This window comes from Sphingobium sp. TomTYG73, assembly GCF_055394245.1.
Genome location: NZ_AP027339.1, coordinates 201,632 through 220,277, shown reverse-complemented (window position 1 = coordinate 220,277; position 18,646 = coordinate 201,632). Strand labels below are relative to the sequence as shown.

General features: G+C 63.3%; 20 protein-coding genes. 11 read left to right on the top strand and 9 right to left on the bottom strand.

Translation table 11 applies throughout. The features are described 5' to 3' along the window. Positions 1-10 precede the first annotated feature (10 nt). Genes ACZ5TH_RS01210 through ACZ5TH_RS01195 form a run of 4 tightly spaced genes read left to right on the top strand, consistent with a single transcriptional unit; the run spans position 11 to position 3,995 of the window. Positions 11-652, top strand: a complete 642-nt coding sequence (locus tag ACZ5TH_RS01210; RefSeq protein WP_464794323.1) for a CpaD family pilus assembly protein — start codon at positions 11-13, stop codon at positions 650-652. 2 nt (positions 653-654) lie between these two features. Then, positions 655-1,935, top strand: coding sequence for an AAA family ATPase (locus tag ACZ5TH_RS01205; RefSeq protein ID WP_464794322.1), 1,281 nt, complete (start codon positions 655-657; stop codon positions 1,933-1,935). A gap of 58 nt (positions 1,936-1,993) precedes the next feature. Then, complete coding sequence (locus ACZ5TH_RS01200; protein WP_449471295.1) at positions 1,994-2,989, top strand: type II secretion system F family protein; 996 nt, start codon at positions 1,994-1,996, stop codon at positions 2,987-2,989. A 16-nt stretch (positions 2,990-3,005) separates the two neighbouring features. Further along, positions 3,006-3,995: a type II secretion system F family protein gene (locus tag ACZ5TH_RS01195; RefSeq protein WP_196225418.1), complete on the top strand. Its 990-nt coding sequence runs from the start codon at positions 3,006-3,008 to the stop codon at positions 3,993-3,995. Between the two features lie 103 nt (positions 3,996-4,098). On the opposite strand, the gene ACZ5TH_RS01190 is transcribed toward ACZ5TH_RS01195, so the two are convergent. The 5 genes from ACZ5TH_RS01190 to ACZ5TH_RS01170 form a co-directional block, all read right to left on the bottom strand. Further along, positions 4,099-4,791: an aspartate/glutamate racemase family protein gene (locus ACZ5TH_RS01190; RefSeq protein WP_449471293.1), complete on the bottom strand. Its 693-nt coding sequence runs from the start codon at positions 4,789-4,791 to the stop codon at positions 4,099-4,101. Positions 4,792-4,848: 57 nt separating this feature from the next. After that, positions 4,849-5,502, bottom strand: a complete 654-nt coding sequence (locus tag ACZ5TH_RS01185) for an NAD(P)(+) transhydrogenase (Re/Si-specific) subunit beta (protein ID WP_464794321.1) — start codon at positions 5,500-5,502, stop codon at positions 4,849-4,851. Then, the gene (locus ACZ5TH_RS01180; RefSeq protein WP_464794320.1) at positions 5,499-5,780 is read right to left on the bottom strand and encodes an NAD(P) transhydrogenase subunit alpha part 2; all 282 of its coding nucleotides are present in this window, start codon (positions 5,778-5,780) and stop codon (positions 5,499-5,501) included. The genes ACZ5TH_RS01185 and ACZ5TH_RS01180 overlap by 4 nt, the downstream gene beginning before the upstream one ends. Positions 5,781-5,907: 127 nt before the next feature. After that, on the bottom strand, positions 5,908-7,026 hold the full coding sequence (locus ACZ5TH_RS01175; RefSeq protein ID WP_464794319.1) for an NAD(P) transhydrogenase subunit alpha: 1,119 nt from the start codon (positions 7,024-7,026) through the stop codon (positions 5,908-5,910). Positions 7,027-7,051: 25 nt separating this feature from the next. After that, the gene (locus ACZ5TH_RS01170) at positions 7,052-7,177 is read right to left on the bottom strand and encodes an aa3-type cytochrome c oxidase subunit IV (RefSeq protein WP_449471288.1); all 126 of its coding nucleotides are present in this window, start codon (positions 7,175-7,177) and stop codon (positions 7,052-7,054) included. Positions 7,178-7,334: 157 nt separating this feature from the next. Here ACZ5TH_RS01170 and ACZ5TH_RS01165 point away from each other — a divergent pair, with 157 nt between their 5' ends. Together ACZ5TH_RS01165 and ACZ5TH_RS01160 are read left to right on the top strand one after the other, a co-directional pair. Beyond that, the gene (locus ACZ5TH_RS01165) at positions 7,335-8,783 is read left to right on the top strand and encodes a sigma-54-dependent transcriptional regulator (RefSeq protein WP_464794318.1); all 1,449 of its coding nucleotides are present in this window, start codon (positions 7,335-7,337) and stop codon (positions 8,781-8,783) included. An 87-nt stretch (positions 8,784-8,870) separates the two neighbouring features. Beyond that, entirely contained in the window at positions 8,871-9,488 is a 618-nt protein-coding gene (locus ACZ5TH_RS01160; RefSeq protein ID WP_464794317.1) for a hypothetical protein, read from the top strand. Positions 9,489-9,786: 298 nt separating this feature from the next. Here the strand turns inward: ACZ5TH_RS01160 and ACZ5TH_RS01155 are convergent, their stop codons facing one another. Beyond that, a complete protein-coding gene (locus tag ACZ5TH_RS01155) occupies positions 9,787-10,602 on the bottom strand; it encodes an HpcH/HpaI aldolase/citrate lyase family protein (protein WP_464794316.1) in 816 nt (271 codons plus the stop codon). 97 nt (positions 10,603-10,699) lie between these two features. On the opposite strand from ACZ5TH_RS01155, the gene ACZ5TH_RS01150 reads away from it, so the two are divergent. From ACZ5TH_RS01150 to ACZ5TH_RS01140, 3 genes are all read left to right on the top strand, one after another. After that, entirely contained in the window at positions 10,700-11,671 is a 972-nt protein-coding gene (locus tag ACZ5TH_RS01150) for an SPFH domain-containing protein (RefSeq protein ID WP_464794315.1), read from the top strand. Then, a complete protein-coding gene (locus ACZ5TH_RS01145; protein WP_464794314.1) occupies positions 11,671-12,114 on the top strand; it encodes an NfeD family protein in 444 nt (147 codons plus the stop codon). Before ACZ5TH_RS01150 ends, ACZ5TH_RS01145 begins: the two co-directional genes overlap by 1 nt. A gap of 266 nt (positions 12,115-12,380) precedes the next feature. After that, positions 12,381-12,758, top strand: coding sequence for a hypothetical protein (locus ACZ5TH_RS01140; RefSeq protein WP_464794313.1), 378 nt, complete (start codon positions 12,381-12,383; stop codon positions 12,756-12,758). 305 nt (positions 12,759-13,063) lie between these two features. On the opposite strand, the gene ACZ5TH_RS01135 is transcribed toward ACZ5TH_RS01140, so the two are convergent. The 3 genes from ACZ5TH_RS01135 to ACZ5TH_RS01125 form a co-directional block, all read right to left on the bottom strand. Next, positions 13,064-13,879 carry a ferredoxin--NADP reductase gene (locus ACZ5TH_RS01135; protein ID WP_449471277.1) on the bottom strand — a complete coding sequence of 272 codons (816 nt, stop codon included), beginning with the start codon at positions 13,877-13,879 and terminating at the stop codon, positions 13,064-13,066. Positions 13,880-14,052: 173 nt separating this feature from the next. Then, positions 14,053-14,370 carry a hypothetical protein gene (locus ACZ5TH_RS01130; protein WP_464794312.1) on the bottom strand — a complete coding sequence of 106 codons (318 nt, stop codon included), beginning with the start codon at positions 14,368-14,370 and terminating at the stop codon, positions 14,053-14,055. Between the two features lie 115 nt (positions 14,371-14,485). After that, positions 14,486-16,081, bottom strand: coding sequence for a phosphoenolpyruvate carboxykinase (locus ACZ5TH_RS01125; protein WP_464794311.1), 1,596 nt, complete (start codon positions 16,079-16,081; stop codon positions 14,486-14,488). 286 nt (positions 16,082-16,367) lie between these two features. On the opposite strand from ACZ5TH_RS01125, the gene ACZ5TH_RS01120 reads away from it, so the two are divergent. Both ACZ5TH_RS01120 and ACZ5TH_RS01115 read left to right on the top strand, forming a co-directional pair. After that, positions 16,368-17,072 (top strand): response regulator, encoded by a 705-nt coding sequence (locus tag ACZ5TH_RS01120; protein WP_464779005.1) that lies wholly within the window; start codon positions 16,368-16,370, stop codon positions 17,070-17,072. Then, complete coding sequence (locus ACZ5TH_RS01115) at positions 17,041-18,636, top strand: sensor histidine kinase (protein WP_464794310.1); 1,596 nt, start codon at positions 17,041-17,043, stop codon at positions 18,634-18,636. The genes ACZ5TH_RS01120 and ACZ5TH_RS01115 overlap by 32 nt, the downstream gene beginning before the upstream one ends. The last annotated feature ends 10 nt before the right edge of the window (positions 18,637-18,646 follow it).

Sequence of the window (18,646 nt, the reverse complement as noted above, 5' to 3'; positions counted from 1 at the left end):
GACGACAGTCATGACTTCCCTGTCCGCCACAAATATCCTCCGCTTCGGCGCGCTCGCCATGTTGGCGCTGCCGCTTGCCGCCTGCAATTCCAGCGTCAATCGCGGGGTCGAATCGGTGCATCAGCCGGTCGTCAGCCACGATGCCTACACTTTCGACGTTCAGGCTGGCCCTGACGGCGCCCTTGCCCCTTCGGAAGCGCGGCGCCTGGACGACTGGTTCGCTTCCATCGGCCTTGGCTATGGCGATCAGGTCGCGATTGTTACCGATGCCTATTACAGTCCTGAATTGCGCGAAAGCATCGCCGATGTCGTCGCCCGCCACGGCATGCTGGTGGGTGAGGACAGCTCCGCTGCGGCAGGCTCCGCGCCTGCTGGCAGCGTCCGGCTGGTGGTGCGCCGTGCAACGGCACGCGTGCCCGGCTGCCCCGATTGGTCGAGCAAGAAGGAAACCGAATCCCAGCTCGGCGCCACCTCCAACTACGGTTGCGCCGTGAACAGCAATCTTGCCGCGATGGTCGCCAATCCTGAAGATCTGGTGCGCGGCCAGAGCAGCGAAAGCGACCTGCGCACAGCGACATCCAACCGGGCCATTTCGACCTACCGTGAAAAGACGCCGACCGGTTCGGGCGATCTCAAGAACTTAGGACGCTGATCATGAACGCACCCTGGAAACCTGCCATGTCTGGACAGCGCGATCCCTTCCACGCCTTCGTTTGCGACGATCATAGCCACGATCTGCTGGCGATGGTCGCGGCCGAGATGGGCTGGGCACCGGAAAAGGTGAACAAGGGCGGCATGCGCAATGCCGTGCAGAGCCTGTCGGTCAGCGCCAGCCCGCAAATCCTGTTCGTCGATATGTCCGAAAGCGGCGACCCGCTGAACGACATCAACAGCCTTGCCGAAGTGTGCGAACCCGGCACGGTCGTGATCGCCGCCGGTCAGGTCAATGACGTCCGGCTCTACCGTGACCTCGTCGCCAGCGGCATTCAGGATTATCTGCTGAAGCCCTTTGGCGCGGACCAGCTTCGCGACGCACTGGCTCAGGCGCAGGCGGTGTTCTTCGCCCCGCGCGACGCGGCGCCTGAACGGCCGCATCTGACCACCGCCGTCATCGGCACGCGCGGCGGCGTGGGCGCTTCCAGCATCGCCACCTCGCTCGCCTGGCTACTTAGCGACAAGCAGAAGCGGCCTACCGCGCTGCTCGACCTCGACGTTCATTTCGGCACCAACGCACTGGCGATGGACCTGGAGCCGGGCCGTGGCCTGACCGACGCGATCGATAACCCCAGCCGCATCGATGGTCTTTTCATCGAGCGCGCAATGGTACGGGCGAGCGACACGCTGGCGATCCTGTCGGCCGAAGCACCGATCAGCCAGCCGATGCTGACCGATGGTGGCGCCTTCTACCAGCTGCTGGAGGAGTTCCGCGCCGCTTTCGAATGCAGCGTCGTAGATCTGCCGCGCCATATGCTGATCCAGCATCCGCACCTGATGAGCGACGTCAATGTCGCCGTGGTGGTCACGGAACTGACGCTGGCGGCGGCGCGCGATTCGATTCGCATCCTGTCCTGGCTGAAGAGCAACGCCCCCCAAACGCGTGTGATCGTGGTTGCCAACCGCGTCCATGCAGGCGCGCAGGAAATCAGCCGCAAGGATTTCGAAACCTCGATCGAACGCAAGGTCGACATTTTGATCCCCTTCGACCTGCGGGTCGCGGCACAGGCCGCCAAGCTGGGCAAGACATTGGCCGAGGCGGCCAAGGGCAGCAAGGTCGGCGCCGCGTGCGTCAGCCTGCTCGACGCCACCATGGGGGCCGCCGAGGAGAGCGAAGCCGTCGATGGCAAGCCCGCGAAGAAAAAGGGCGACTCCCTGCTCGGCAAGATCGGCGACCTCCGGGGGCTGATCCCGGCGCGCAAGGACAAGGCCAAGGCCTAGATTTGGTTCTGGCATGCCGTCATCTGGCGGCATGCCCCTTTACGGAACGGGCGATACCATGAGCAATTCGATATTGCTGATCATGCTGCTGGCGGCCTTCCTGGGTCTGGTAGCGATGGCCTTTGCTGGCCCCTCGGCTGAAAAGGCCAGCAAGCGCCGTGTCGCCCTGATCCGCGAACGTCACAGCGGATCGACCGACGCGCTGATGGAAGCGCGCATGCGCAAGGCCATTTCCAATCGACAGCCGGGCAACGAGATGAAGATGCTCGTTTCGCTGGTTCCGAACCCGGAAAATCTGGCCAAGCGCATCCGCATGACCGGCAAGAAATGGACGGTCAGCCAATATATGACCTCCTGCGCCTTCATTGCTCTGGGCATCTGCGCCTTTCTGTTCGTGCGCGGCTTCGCACCGCTGCTCGCCATCATGGTCAGCCTGGCCGCAGGGCTCGCCCTGCCCCACATGTGGGTCGGCCGCCTGATCAAGAAGCGGGTGATGCAGTTCACGATGAAATTCCCCGACGCGCTCGAACTGCTGACACGCGGTCTGCGATCGGGCCTGCCCATCACCGAAACGCTGGGCGTCGTGGCAAACGAAGTGCCTGGGCCAGTGGGTGAGGAATTCAAGCTGATCACCGAGCGCATCAAGATCGGCAAGACGATGGATCAGGCGTTGCAGGAAACGGCCGATCGCCTCGGCACGCCGGAATTCCAGTTCTTCGTCATCAGCCTCGCGATCCAGCGGGAAACGGGCGGCAACCTTGCCGAAACCCTCTCCAACCTCGCGACCGTGCTGCGTCAGCGTGCGCAGATGAAGCTGAAAATCCGCGCCATGTCGTCGGAATCCAAGGCGTCGGCCTACATCATCGGCGCGTTGCCGTTCCTGGTGTTCGGCATGATCTGTTACATTAACTTCAGTTACATGCACCCCTTCTTCACGCCCGATCCGGCCGGCCTGTTTGGGATGTCGACGATGCAGGTCATCGGTCTGGGCGGCATGTGCTGGATGAGCATAGGCGTCTTCATCATGGCGCAGATGATCAACTTCGAAATCTGACGGGGGATAGAACGACATGGAAACCGCTTCCCCCGCCGGCACTCTTTTCGGCATGAACGCCACGGATTTCGGCACCTTGCTTGCCGCCATGGCGACGCTCGCCATGCTGTTCGTGCTGTATACGGTGATGACCGTGCGCGACCCGATGGCAAAGCGGGTCAAGGCGCTCAACGAACGGCGCGAACAGCTAAAGGCGGGGATCACCGCGTCCACCGCGCGCCGCCGCGCCAAGCTGGTCAAGAAGAGTCAGACGACCGACCAGATGCGGTCCTTCCTGTCGAGCCTGAAGGTGTTGCAGGACGACCAGCTGAAGGAAGCACAGCTGAAGCTCGCGCAGGCGGGCATCCGGTCGAAGGATTTGGCGGTCGCCGTCATCTTCGGTCGCATGGTGCTGCCGATCGTCATCGGCGGTCTGGCCGCGCTGCTGCTCTATGGTGTCGGCATCTATCCCGATTGGGGCGGCGCGAAGCGTTTCATGGCCTTCGCCGTGGCGCTGCTGCTGGCCTACAAGGCGCCCGACATCTTCATCGACAACAAGATCCAAAAGCGCTCCGCCGCGATCCGCAAGGGGTTGCCCGACGCGCTCGACCTGCTCGTCATCTGCGCCGAGGCTGGCCTGACGGTCGATGCCGCCTTCAGCCGCGTCGCCAAGGAATTGGGCAAGGCCTATCCCGAGCTGGGTGACGAGTTCCAGCTGACAGCGATCGAACTCAGCTTTCTGACCGAACGGCGTATGGCCTTCGAAAATCTCGCCAACCGCGTGAAGCTGGATGCGATCAAGGGCGTGGTCACGACCATGATCCAGACCGAGAAATACGGCACACCGCTCGCTTCGGCCCTGCGCGTGCTGTCCGCTGAATTCCGCCATGAACGCATGATGCGCGCCGAGGAAAAGGCCGCGCGTCTGCCCGCCATCATGACGGTGCCGCTCATCCTTTTCATTCTGCCGACGCTGTTCGTCGTGATCCTTGGCCCTGCGGCCTGCTCGATCAGCACGGCTTTCTGAGACAGGCTAAAAAGGGGAGGAGGGGGATGTCCGACAGGGCGTCCCCTTTTCTTGTCCGGTCTATTCGTTTCTCGACTGCGCTCGAAACGAACGGAGTGCCGGGTTAGTCGCCCAGGATAACATCCACCCCGGCCCGCGCGTGGATCGCCGTGCCGTCATAGATAGGCAGCACGTTCGCCTTCACATCCACGATCATTTCCAGTTCGGTGCAGGCAAGGATCGCCGCCTGCACATTCTCCTTGGCGATGTCCGTCAGTTCCGACCGCATATAGCGTTCGGATTCGCGGCTGACCTTGCCGATCGTCAGTTCCTCATAAACAATGCGGTCGATCCGCTCGGCGAGTTCCAGGTCCGCAGGCAGCAGCGAAATGCCATGGCCAACCAGCCGCTGGCGGTAGAATTTCTCGGTCATGACGTTGCGGGTGCCGATCAGCGCGGCCCTTTGCACGCCGTCCGCCTTCATCTTGCGGCCGACCGCATCGGCGATGTTGATGATCGGCGTGTCCACCCCGCCCTGCACTTCGTCATAGACGCGATGCATGCTGTTGGCGCAGATCAACAGCGCCTTTGCCCCCGCCTGCTCCAGCCGTCGGGCGGACGCGGTCAGCACCTGCGCGGCATGCGCCCACTCCTCCTCAGTGGTGGAGCGGCCGATGTCGGCGAAGTCGAGACTTTCGATCAGCAGGGGGGCGCTATGCTGCCCGCCCTTCGCGCGGTACACCGCCTGATTGATGATCTGATAATAACGTGCCGTCGATGTCCAGCTGAGACCGCCGATCAGGCCGAGCTTCTGCATGGTGCGCCTTACCCCAATTGCCGTCCGGGAGTGCCCCGGCGTCTGTCCGCTTCAGCGTTACGGACGGGCCTCCGCGTCGGCAAGCCCCTTCCCGCGCGCGCCACCGCATAAGCGCAACACGATTCCCGTTCCCGCCGCTCCGCCAAGCCCGCCGACAACGGCCAGGCCCATATTTTCCAGCAGGAAAGCGAAGGCTGCGGTGGCCCAACCGACCATTCCGATGCTGATAGCGAGCAATGCCATATTTCCGCCCCCACGCCTCAACAGCGCGAAGGCTGCGGCGGCACAGGCGCCACTTCCCGCCAGCGCCACCGCGCCGAGAGCCAGCAAATGGCGCATCGCGATATCGGCGCTCCCCTCATCAACCAGTCCGAAAGCGAAGGGATTGAGCCAAGCCGCAGCGGCGGCGGAAATCATCGCCGCTCCCGCGAACCCGGCAAATATCGTCAGCAGCACCGTCAACCGGCTTTCCGGCCATTCCCGTCCGAGCAACAGGCCAACCGCCCCGCCGATCAGCAGCGCGCCGATAATTTCCGGCGCGTTGAGCACATCCATGTCGTAGACGGCGGCCGCGGACAGGATGACCGTCCCTGCCAGAGCGGCTTGGCGCCGTCTCCCGCATGCCACGGTCCCCAGCGGCCATAGCGCGAAAACGAACAGCGCCGCCGCCACGGTTTGAGCAAGGATGATCGCGTCAAAGCTCGGGCTCACGGGCGTTTCGCTGCCCGTTGCGATTTTTCAGCCCGGCGCGTCGCGACATAGCCGCCGCAAAAGGAAGCGCTGGCAAGAATGAGGGCGATCAGGCTCAGATAGCGCGCCCAACTGCTGCTCACTTCCGCCGCAACCACCAGAGTTCCGGCAATGCCAGCAGGGGTGAGCAGGAATAGCGGGACGACTCGGCCGCTCAGCTCGTCCATCGACAGGCGCCATGCGGCAATCGCACCAATCGTGCAGGCAAGAAGGAAATAGAAGAGGAGAAGCCCGCTCATTCCCGCCTTTTGAAGGTCATGTTGAGGCCGATCGAAACGGCGTTCCGCACAGCAGGGCCGCCGCTACTGCTCGTCCCCAAAACGAAGACCTCCTCCCCCGCGCAACGCACGGGAGAGGAACAGCCCTTTACTGCAATCGGTCGCTGACGACCTTGCCGCCCTGCGTCAGGCGGATGGCGTTGCCGATTTCCTCGTCCAGCACCGGCGCATTCTGGTCCTTGTTCCAGAAGGCCGAGAGGAAATTATAGAGGTTGCGCGCGAACAGGGCCGAAGCATCGGCGGCCAGCCGCGATGGCACATTCTTGTGCCCGACGATCTTGACGCCATGACGCTCGACCACCTGGCCCAGCACCGCGCCTTCGACATTGCCGCCCTGCTCGACGGCGAGGTCGACGATCACGCTGCCCGGCTTCATCGTCGCGATCTGCGCATCGGTGATGAGGCGCGGGGCGGGCTTGCCCGGGATCAGCGCCGTCGTGATGACGATGTCCTGCTTGGCGATGTGGCTGGACACCAGTTCGGCCTGCGCTTTCTGGTAATCCTCGGACATTTCGGTGGCATAGCCGCCCTTGCCCTCGCCCTCGATACCCGCGACGCTTTCGACGAAAACCGCCTTCGCGCCCAGGCTTTCGATCTGCTCCTTGGTGGCGGAGCGCACGTCGGTCGCCGACACCTGCGCGCCCAGCCGCTTGGCCGTGGCAATCGCCTGAAGCCCGGCGACGCCCACGCCCATGACGAACCCCTTGGCCGGGGAGATCGTGCCCGCCGCCGTCATCATCATCGGGAAAGCGCGGCCATATTCGGCCGCAGCGTCCAGCACCGCCTTGTAGCCAGCGAGGTTCGATTGCGAGGAAAGTATGTCCATCGACTGCGCGCGGGTGATGCGCGGCATGAATTCCATCGCCAGCGCTTCATAGCCCGCCGCTGCATAGGCATCGACACGCGCGCGCTCCACGAAGGGATTGAGACCCGCGACGATCCACGCGCCGGGCTTCGCGCCTGTAATGGTCGCGACGTCCGGCCCCTGAACGCCCAGGATAATGTCCGCGCCCGCCACCGTCGCGGCGCGATCGGCAATCGTTGCGCCCATCGCGGCATAGTCGGCGTCAGCGATGGCGGCGGTCAGGCCCGCGCCTGCTTCCACCGCGACATCGGCGCCCAGCGCCTTGAACTTCTTGACGGTTTCCGGCGTACCGGCCACGCGGCGCTCACCTTCGGCAAGCTCCTTGATGATTGCGATCTTCATCGACATCCCCCTCGCCGCTCCAGTCTTAGCTGGAGATCAGCAGGACGACGATCGCAGCCAGCACCACGCATGCGGTGGTGCCCCACTTCACGAGGGACACGAACCCCGAATAGGTCTGGGTCGCGCTCTCCATATTTCCTTCTGACGCCATTTCCATTCCCTTAGTCGCCTGTGTTTTTAAGCGCGCCCCTCTTATCGACAAGGTTCTCCCCCCTCAACCTCGAAACAACGCAAGAAAAACTTTCCGGTTAAGGGCGCCTTTACCCCCTTGGGCTAGGCTGCTGCCACGGAACAAGAAGAGGGGTAAGATGGCGCGCGACGGCGTTCCCATGCTGATGCTGATCGATGAAGAGCCTGCCCAGCGCAGGCTTGTGTCGGCGCTCGCCGCACGCGCCGGGTGGCGCACGATCTTCGCCAGCGACGGTGACATGGCGATCGCCATGCTCGGCACGCAGGACGGCATGCGGCTCGACGCGGTGCTGCTCGACCAATGGATTCCGGGTCCGGAAGCCACTGGCCTCGTCCGCGAATTGCGCAGCCGCCGCCCTGCCCTGCCCATATTGATCCTGACCGCGCATAACAGTGTAGCGGTTGCCGTCGATGCAATGCGCGCTGGTGCGACGGACTATCTGGCCAAGCCGGTCGCGCCCGAAAGGCTGCTCGCCGCGCTCAACGCCACCCTGTCGCAGGAGCATGGCAAGGGCGAGCTGCGCCCGCTCACCGAAAAAATCTCCGCCGCCCTGTCGTTCGAGGACGTGGTCGGCGCTGCCCCCCAATTCCGCGCTGCCCTCGCCATTGCGGCAAAGGCGGCACGCGCCCGCGTGCCCGTCCTGATCGAAGGCGAAAGCGGCGTCGGCAAGGACGTCATCGCCCGCGCCATTCACGCGGCCTCGCCCCGCCACAAGCAGGCGATGGTCACGGTCAATTGCGGAGCCATCCCGGCCAACCTGGTCGAATCCGACCTTTTCGGCCACGAACGCGGCGCCTTCACCGGCGCCTTCGAGCGTCAGGTCGGCAAGTTCGTCGCCGCCGACATGGGCACGATTTTCCTCGATGAAGTCAGCGAAATGCCGCTCGACGCTCAGGTGAAGCTGCTGCGCGTCCTTCAAGATGGCGAAGTGCAACCCCTGGGCGCGCGGCGGCCGGTCCATGTCGATGTGCGGATCATCGCCGCGACCAATAAGCGGCTGGTCGATGAAATCGAAGCGGGCCGCTTCCGCGAGGACCTCTATTATCGCCTGAACGTCGTGCAGTTGACCATCCCGCCACTGCGGGAGCGGATCGGCGACGTGCCCGCGCTCTGCCGCCATTTGCTGGCCCGCATCGCCACCCAGCCGGGGCTGCGTGGCCTGGGCCTGACCGACGATGCGCTCGCGCTGCTGATGCAGCATGAATGGCCGGGCAATGTGCGCCAGCTGCAAAACGCCCTCTTCCGCGCCGCCGTCCTGTGCGAAGGGGACGCCTTGACGCCGCAGGATTTTCCACAGATCGCCGCCCACATCCGGACGCGCGCCAGTGGCGAGCCGCTCCATCCCCGCCTGCGCACCGTGCCGCAGACGCACCGGGAAGCGGCCGGCATCACCCTGTTCGAAGGCGACGGCCATGTCCGCCAGCTTGCGGAGATCGAAGCGGATGTCATCCGCCTCGCCATCGGCCATTATCGCGGCCGCATGACGGAGGTCGCCCGCCGCCTCGGCATCGGCCGTTCGACCCTTTACCGCAAGCTCGCCGAACTCGGGATCGACAGCGCCGCCTGAACCGCGCCCGTCGCGGCGCAGCGCTCATCCGCCGCTCGGCATCGTTGCGACGTTGAAATGTCGGGCCGCCTATGCTTTGGACAGGGCATGAAAAAGCTCAGCCAAGCCGCCCTCCTCTCCGTCCTCCTGCTGGCCGCCTGCGGACGCGCCGAGCCGGTGTCGGATATGCCGAGCCAGGAGGAACTGGCCGCCGCAGCCAATGCCGCCACGGCAAAGGCACTCGCGGAAAGCAAGGCGGAAGCCGCCGAGAACCGCAACTATGTGAATGAGGATCGCGGCTTTTCGGTCAGCTTCCCCGAAGGCTGGGAGCAGGATGCCGCCGCGAGCACCCCCGATGGCACGGTCTTTCAAGACCCCGGCGCAGGCGCCGACGTCCGCGTCTTCTGGCAGCGCAATGGCGAGCAGCAGACGCTCCAGCAGGTCGTCCAGTCGATGAGCAGCGGTTCAGAAGGCGTCGATGGCGACTTTATCGGCGACAATGAATATCGCGGTACGGCCAATGATGGCGAAGGCAATAACGTCGCCGTCCGCCTGCTCCGCCAGCCGGACGGGGGGATCGTTACCGCCACCTTCGTATATCCGGAGATGCTGAGCGAACAATATCAGCCGATCGCGAAGAAGGTGCTCGATAGCTTGCGTGTTTTTGCGGCGAAGGGGGCGGTGCCTTCAGAGGCGGGGAATGCGGCCAACGCTACGGAGCGATAGAGGCCATATCCGCCCTCCCGCAAGCGGGAGGGGTCGGGGGTGGGCCTGCGCAACGCTGGAGCTTATTCTTCACGGCCAGCCCCCAAGCTCGCTACGCTCGCGCCCACCCCTAACCCTTCAAACGAGTCGCGCGCCTCGTGTGAACGCCTGCGGGAGGGGAAAATGTTGAAGTTGCTCGCAAACTATTCCGTCATGCCAGCGCAGGCTGGCATCTCCCTCGATAGCCCTCAACCCAGCCTAACGAGATCCCAGCTTCCGCTGGGATGACGAGCCACGCGAGATAATCACACTCCACCCATCAACCCACCACCGCCTCAGCCCGAGCAACAAGCGCCCGGGCCTCCTCAACATGCATCCCCTCGATCATGCGCCCCTCGAACCGCTCAGCCCCGCCCGTCGCCGCCTCGATCAGCCGCCGGGCATCAGCCACCGCCTGCGCGTCCGGCCCGAACACCTGGTTGGCGACGGGCACCTGGCTCGGGTGGATCAACGTCTTGCCGTCGAAACCAAGGGCGTGCCCGGCGGCGCATTCCGCTTCGAACCCCGCTTCATCGTCCAGCCGGTTGAACACGCCATCGAATACCGCAATCCGCGCCGCCCGCGCGCTCAGGATCACGGACTGCAAGGCGAAGCTCAGCCCTTCCCGACCCGCCGAAGGAGGAATGCCAAGGTCCTGTCGCAGGTCATTGGTGCCCATGAACAGTCCAGCCGTGCCCTCTTCCGCCGCGATCGACGTGGCGGCAAGAACGCCAGCCGCGCTCTCGATCATGGCGATGACCGGCTTCTGGCAGACGCTGAACACGTCGCGCACCTGCTTGCCGCTTTCGACCTTGGGCAAGATGACATAGCTGGCCGCGGAACGCTTGACCGCGATCATTTCCGGGCCGTGCCACGGCGTCCCTTCAGCATTGATCCGCACGGCGCACAGCCGTTTGCCAAAGCCTTCGGCGGCGGCTTCGACCGCGTTGGCGCGCGCCTCTTCCTTTCGGTCGTCAGCCACCGCATCTTCCAGGTCCAGCATGACCATGTCGCAGGAAAGCGTGCGCGCCTTGGCGATGGCGCGCTTGTTCGACGCCGGCAGGAACAGCAACGATCGGGCGTGGCGCAGCAACATGGCAGTCTCCTGTATGGCCCAACCGCCTTCGTGACGGTTTGACTTTCCCCGTTAACGAATCCGCGTCATAGTCAAGCGCTTCTTAAGGGGGAAAAAGATGCTGACGACCTTCGCGCTAACGGTGACTTTCCTGGTGCTCTTCTATCTGGCCGTGAGCGTCAAGGTGGTGCGTCAGGGCTATCAATATACCATAGAACGCTTCGGCCGTTTCACCGAAGTCGCGCGCCCCGGCCTCAATTTCTACCCCGCCTTCTTCTACGCCGTCGGGCGCAAGATCAACATGATGGAGCAGGTCGTCGATATTCCGGGGCAGGAGATCATCACCAAGGATAACGCCATGGTGTCGGTCGACGGCGTCGTCTTCTTCCAGGTGCTGGACGCCGCAAAGGCCGCCTATGAAGTCTCCGAACTGTATGTCGCGATCATGCAGCTGGCGACGACCAACCTGCGCACCGTGATGGGGTCGATGGACCTTGATGAAACCCTATCGAAGCGCGACGAAATCAACGCGCGCCTGCTGTCGGTCGTCGATCATGCCACCAACGCCTGGGGCATCAAGATCACGCGCGTGGAACTGAAGGACATCCGCCCGCCAGCCGACATCGTCAACGCCATGGGCCGCCAGATGAAGGCCGAACGCGAAAAGCGCGCGCTGATCCTTGAATCGGAAGGTCTGCGCGCTTCTGAAATCCTGAAAGCCGAAGGGCAGAAGCAAAGCCAGATCCTAGAAGCCGAAGGCCGCCGCGAAGCTGCCTTCCGCGACGCCGAAGCCCGTGAACGCGAGGCCGAGGCGGAGGCCAAGGCGACGCAGATGGTGTCGGAAGCGATCGCGAACGGCAACGCACAGGCGATCAACTATTTCGTCGCCCAGAAATATGTCGATGCGGTGAGCCAATTCGCCACCTCGCCCAATGCCAAGACCATCCTGTTCCCGGTAGAGGCAACGCAGCTGATCGGCACGCTGGGCGGCATCGGCGCGCTCGCGAAGGAAGCGCTGGGCGGTGACGGCGCACCGACCTCGCCCCCCGCTCCGCCCCGCCGCGGCCCCTTCGCGCAGGGTCAGAGCTGATGGACTGGCTCGGCATGCTGGACGATCATTGGGGCTGGCTGGTCTTCGCCGCCCTGCTCGGCGTCGCCGAAGTGATGATCCCCGGCGTGTTCCTGATCTGGGTCGCGCTGGCGGCGGCGGTGACGGGGCTGATCGCGCTGCTGTTGCCGGTGTCCGTGCCGGTGCAATTGCTGATATTCGCCTTGCTTTGCCTGGTGTCGGTCTGGGGCGGCCGCCGCTGGTATGTCGCCAATCCTGTGAACTCGCAGGACCCATTGCTCAATGACCGCACCGCCCGCCTGATCGGCGAGATCGTGCTGGTGGTCGAACCCATCGAAGCAGGCCACGGCCGCGTGAAGGTGGGCGACAGCGTCTGGTCCTGCCGAGGCCCCGACGCGCCAGCGGGAAGCCGGGTACGCGTGGTTGGAGCGGAGGCATCAGTGCTACAGGTGGAATTGGTTTGAGGCTGGTGGCGGCCATTCCCCCTCCCGCAAGCGGGAGGGGTTAGGGGGTGGGCTGGCGCAACATCTGCCTTGTTTTGTGGGATAACCCAGAAGCTCGCTCCGCTCGCGCCCAGCCCTAGCCCCTCCCATAATCGGGCGGATGATGACTTGAACGGGTGGAAAGTGGAAGGACTGCTTTCAAACAAGGATGGAGCCATACCGGAAATTGCTATGCCGCTGTAAGCAGGTATATTCGTATGCAGGCAATCTGAGAGGATTGATTGACAATGGTGTGGTGGAAGAAGGCGCTTCTAACACTCGGGCTTATAGCGATCTGGTTGTGCGGCCTTATCCTCGTCGGCAGCTATGGCTACGAAGGTCAGTATTTTTGGTTCTCGTTCAATGCTCTCGCGATCAGCTTTGCAGTGGCCCCGTTTTGGCGTCTTCGATCCTCAAATTGGTATTGGCCGACCATCGCAGCCCTCGGACTTGTCCATATCGCTACGCTATATTTCGAACGGACTTTTGTTGGGCATCGTGAGTTGCCGTCTAAGGGCCTGGTCCAAGGTATGCTCGTGATCGACTGCATGGCAAGCTGGAGCATTATGGTCGGCGTTTGCTGGATAATCACTCGACGCTTTCCTTGGCAGTTGTCCGACCAGTGACGTTCCGATGCCAGTCCGAGCGCCTTATGGGGACGAGCGGCTCGCGCAATGGCAGGTTTCGGGACGAGGTAAAGCGCGAGGCAAAGACTACAAATGGTCGTTAGCCGACACTCCCATCCCGTCATGCCAGCGCAAGCTGGCATCTCAGTCGATGGCGCTCGGCCTAGCCTCACGAGATCCCAGCTTTCGCTGGGATAACGGAAGTGCAGTGATTACAAATGGTCCTGCGCAGAGGTGAGCCCATCCCCAAACAAAAAGGGCCAGCGTCACCGCCAGCCCCTCTCGTACCACTGATCTCCGCCCGCTTACCCGACGAAAGCACGCTCGATCACGAAAGCGCCCGGCGCCGCGTTGGAGCCCTCGACAAAGCCTTCGCCCTCGAAGAAGGCAGCGAACTGCTTGATCATCTCCATGCTGCCGCACATCATCACGCGGTCAGTCTCCGGGTTGAACTTCTTGTCGCCCGAGATGCCTTCGAACAGCGCCCCGCTCTCGACCAGCTTGTCGATCCGCACATTGTTGCGGAACGGTTCGCGCGTGACGGTCGGCACATAATGGAACTGGTTCGCGGCCTGTTCGGAGACAAGCGGATCTTCCGCCAGCTTGCCGGTCATCTCGTCATGGAAGGCAAGGTCGCTGACCCGGCGGACGGAGTGGACCACGACGACCTCTTCATAAAAGTCGTACACGTCCGGATCGCGCGCCAGGCTGAGGAAGGGCGCCAGGCCGGTGCCGGTCGACAGCATGAACAAGCGCTTGCCCGGCAGCAGCGCGTCGGTCACCAGCGTGCCGGTCGGCTTGCGGCCAAGATAGATCTGGTCGCCCGGCTGGATCAGCTGGAGCTTGGACGTCAGCGGCCCGTCCTGCACCTTAATCGACAGGAACTCCAGTTCCTCGTCCCAGGCGGGGCTGGCCACGGAATAGGCGCGCAGCAGCGGCTTGCCATTGTCGCCCTGCAACCCGATCATCACGAACTCGCCCGAACGGAAGCGGAAGCTTGCCGGGCGGCTGATGCGGAAGCTGAACAGATGTTCGTTCCAATGCCGCACCGACAGCACGGTTTCGACAGTCAGGGCGCCGGTCGGCTCCAGTACCGGCTTTTCGATCGTCACGTCGCTCAAAACCTTGTCTCCTGCCAAATCCACTTGGCCAACGCCCGGTCAGGACGCCAGTTGCGTGGCTTTCGCAATAAGTGATGGCGGCGCGAATGCCTTTTCGGCCCCGCTAAGGCAAGGTGAAAAAACTTTCACGGCCGATAGCTGACGATCATGCCCCGCCAGCTTCAACCGGATTTTCAGCCGAACAGCCCCTTTGCCAGCCTGCTGAGTTCGCCGATCGGGCTGCCGTCGCCGTCACTGTCGAACAGGCCACCAAGCTTGCCCAGAATCGCCTCGGGGCCGCCAAACTGCGCGAACAGTTCCTGCAACTTGTCCGCCGACACGCCATGCTCAGCCGCCGTGGTGGCGAGCGCCGCGACATCGGTTTCGCCAGACGCGATCTTGCCGCCAATCTCCGCCATTAGCGCCTGCATCTGCTCGGCCGAAAGCCCCAGCTTCACCGCCACTGCTTCCAATCCGCCCACGCTGTTTATCAGTTGGTCAAACATCGCCATAATCCCGTTGAATTGGGCACCAGAATAGCACCGCAAGCCGCCGCCCGAAAGCAAAAGAGCCGGAAGCACCGCTCCCGGCTCTTTTTCAACCTTTGGAAGCGGGCAGCCCCGCTTGTCAGGCCGCCGTCAGCGCAGCCTGCCGCACCGAAGCATCGACATGCTCTTCAAACTGGGCGAAATTGTCCACGAACTGCTTGACCAGCTTGCCGGCCGTCTCGTCATAGGCCGCCTGATCGGCCCAGGTCGCACGCGGATCAAGGATGGTCGCATCAACGCCCGGCACCGCGACCGGCACCTCAAACCCGAAATTGGGATCGATCCGGAACTCGACATCATTGAGGCTGCCGTCCAGTGCCGCGTTCAGCAGGGCGCGCGTCACCTTGATCGGCATGCGCTTGCCAACGCCATATTTGCCGCCGGTCCAGCCGGTGTTGACCAGCCAGCAGGTCACGCCGCCCTTGTTGATCCGGTCCTTGAGCAGATTGCCGTAGACCGACGGGTGACGCGGCATGAACGGCGCGCCGAAGCAGGTGGAGAAGGTCGCCGAAGGCTCGGTAACGCCGATTTCCGTACCCGCCACGCGCGCGGTGTAGCCCGACAGGAAGTGATACATCGCCTGATCCGGGGTCAACCGCGCGATCGGCGGCAGAACGCCATAGGCGTCGGCGGTCAGGAAGATGATGTTCTTGGGCACCGGCCCCAGATTCTTCTCCGACGCATTCGGGATGAAGTCGATCGGGTAGGAACCACGGCTGTTTTCAGCCAGGCTGTTGTCGTCGAGGTCAATCTCGCGCGTATGCTCGTGAATGACGACATTTTCCAGCACCGTGCCGAACCGCTTGGTGGTCGCGAAGATTTCCGGCTCGGCCTCGGCCGACAGGTTGATCATCTTGGCATAGCAGCCGCCTTCAAAGTTGAAGACCGCCGTGTCCGACCAGCCATGTTCATCGTCGCCGATCAGCGTGCGGCTGGCATCGGCCGAAAGCGTCGTCTTGCCGGTGCCCGACAGGCCGAAGAATACCGCCGTATCGCCATTCGAACCGATATTGGCCGAACAGTGCATCGGCATCACGCCCTTGGTCGGCAGCAGATAATTGAGGATACCGAATACCGACTTCTTCATTTCGCCGGCATATTTGGTGCCGCCGATCAGGATCAGCTTTTCACTGAAATTGACCGCGATCACCGTTTCGCTGCGCGATCCGTGACGCGCCGGGTCAGCTTGGAAGGTCGGCAGGTCGATGATGGTATATTCAGGGGCAAAGCCGCTCAGTTCTTCCGCCCTGGGCCGGACCAGCAGCGTGCGGATGAACAGGTTGTGCCAGGCCAGTTCGTTGATGACACGGACATTCACGCGATGTTCGGGCTGCGAACCGCCGAACAAATCGGCGACGTAGAGCTTGTCCTTCTCGCCCAGCGCTTTGAAAAAATCTTCCTTCAGCGCGGCGAAATGCTCCGGCGTCATGGGAACGTTCGTCTTGCCCCACCACACGGTGGCTTCGGTCTCGGCGTCCTTGACGATAAACTTGTCGTTGGCCGAACGGCCAGTGTGCTTGCCTGTCTTCACGACCAGTGGGCCATCCTTCGACAGGATGCCCTCACCATTTGCGATGGCAGCTTCGACAAGCGGCGCGGTGCCGAGATTCCAATGTTGTTCAGCGGTCGTGGAAATGCCCTGCTGATCCAGGGTAATTGAGGATTTGGCCTGCACGCCTTAGCTCCTGATGTGATTACTCCGGCTCGCCAACAACGAACGCTTGCGACCGATCCGCTCCCAGCGCCGCTCTCCCTTGTGGGCGGCGACATTCCTGCAGACGGGAGGCCCAATAAGCCTTTGCACCCCCAGCGTCAAATCCCGCCAGCAAGCCATTTGTCCCAGATTAAGTGGCGCAAACCGCATAATTGCCGTCCTACCCCTTTCTTGCGAGCAGGGCAGCCATCGTCTAACGCTGGACAGGAAGGCCTGAGCAGGGCGACCAAGATCATTGGGAAGAAGCATGACTCCAACCATCGCCCTTGTGGATGATGACAAGAATATCCTGACTTCCGTGTCCATCGCGCTACAGGCCGAGGGCTTCATGACGCGCCTCTATTCGGACCCGGAGGCAGCACTGAAGGCGTTGCTCGACAACCCGGCCGATCTTGCCGTGTTCGACATCAAGATGCCGGGCATGGATGGCCTGGAACTGCTCCGGCGCCTGCGCGAAAAAAGCCAGATGCCGGTGATCTTCCTCACATCCAAGACCGATGAGCTGGACGAAGCGCTGGGCCTTGCCATGGGTGCCGACGATTATATCGCCAAGCCCTTTTCCCAACGCCTGCTGATCGCCCGCATCCGCGCCATCCTGCGCCGGGCGGAGGTGGGCCGGTTGGCCGACGCCAGTGACGAGCCCGCCGCCGACCCGATCATACGCGGACGGCTTGAAATGGACCCCGCCCGCCATCGCGTCAAATGGATGGGCCAGGATGTCACGCTGACCGTTACCGAATTCCTGATCCTAGAAACACTTGCGGCGCGCCCCGGCGTCGTCAAGAATCGCAACCAGTTGATGGATGCGGCGTATCAGGATGACGTCTATGTCGATGACCGCACCATCGACAGCCACATCAAGCGGCTCCGCCGCAAATTCCGTGAGGCCGATCCTGAATTCAACGCAATCGATACGCTCTATGGCGCCGGATACCGATTCTCCGAAGAGTGATCCGCGGGACGGCGGGTTGCGCTGGTCGGGCCGGATCAGCCTGACGCCGCGCATCCTGGCGGTCAACGTGTTCGCGCTGGCCCTGCTGGCGGGCGGCTTCTTCTATCTGGACAGCTATCGCACCCGGATCGTGGACGCGCGCCTCGACCAGTCCGCGCGCGAATTGAAGCTGCTGGCGATCGGCCTGGAGACAGCACCGGCCGAACGGCACAATGCCCTGATCGCCGCCTATGCCAGGCAGACGCGTGATCGCGTTCGCCGCTATGGCCCGGACGGACGGCTGATCGCCGACAGCTTTGCGATGGATGCTCCTCGTTACCGGCTGACCCTGCCGTCGGAAGAAGGGTGGCGCCGCCATGTCGCGCGTTTTCTGGACAAGGCGGTGGACCGCGTCGTCTTTGCCGACCGACCGCCCAATTTCGAAGAACCTGCCATCGATCGCGCCAATGCCTGGCCAGAGCTGCTGCTCGCCCGCAAGACCGGCCAGCCGCAGGCGATGAACCGCTATGCGCCCGACCGCACCTTCATGATCTCCGCCGCTACAGGCATGAAGGACGGCGGCAGCCTCCTCGCGACCGAAAATGCCCGCGACATCACCCGGACGGTGCGCGCCGAACGTCTGAGGCTCGGCATCGTGATCGCCACGGCCGTGCTGGCGTCGGTGCTGCTGTCGCTTTTCCTCGCCCGGACCATTGTACAGCCGCTGCAGCGCCTCGCCCGCGCAGCGGTACGCGTCCGCCTTGGCCGCGCGCGGGAGGTCACAGTGCCCCGCCTGCCGGAGCGGCGCGACGAAATCGGCATGCTCGCCCGCGCGCTGTCGGACATGAGCCACGCGCTGCGACAGCGGATCGACGCCACCGACGCCTTTGCCGCCGATGTCAGCCATGAGCTTAAAAACCCCATCGCCTCGCTCCGCTCCGCCCTCGACGCGCTGGAACGGATCGACAAGCCGGAACTGCGCGATCAGTTGATGGCGATTGCCCAGGATGACGTGCGGCGGCTGGACCGGCTCGTCACCGACATTGCCGAAGCCTCCCGCATCGACGCGCAGCTCTCCCGCACGCGGTTCGAGCCGATCGACCTTGGCCTGCTGATCGAGCGCATGGTGGTGGCGCGCGAGGCACGGGGCGTTCCGCGCGGCGTCCGCCTTGCCTTCGCTCGCCCGCGCAAGGATGTCGCCGTCGTGCTGGGCGAAGAGCAACGCCTGCTCCGCGTGCTCGACAATCTGATCGACAACGCCATCTCCTTCTCACCCGATGGCGGGCTGGTGCAGATCGTCGCGACCGTGGCCGATCATGAAGTCCTCGTCAGCGTCGAGGATGAAGGCCCCGGCGTACCCGAGTCCCAGCGCGAGCATGTCTTCCGCCGCTTTCATAGTGTCCGCCCGGAAATGGAGAGCTTCGGCAAGCATTCAGGTCTCGGCCTCGCCATCGCCCGGTCGATCGTCGAAGGGCATCAGGGCAAGATCAGCATTGCCGACCGTGAGGATAATCAGCAGGGCGCCTGTTTCATGCTGCGCCTTCCCATGGGGGTTGAACGCGACCCCGGTATTGTCTCGGAATAGGACGGCTGCT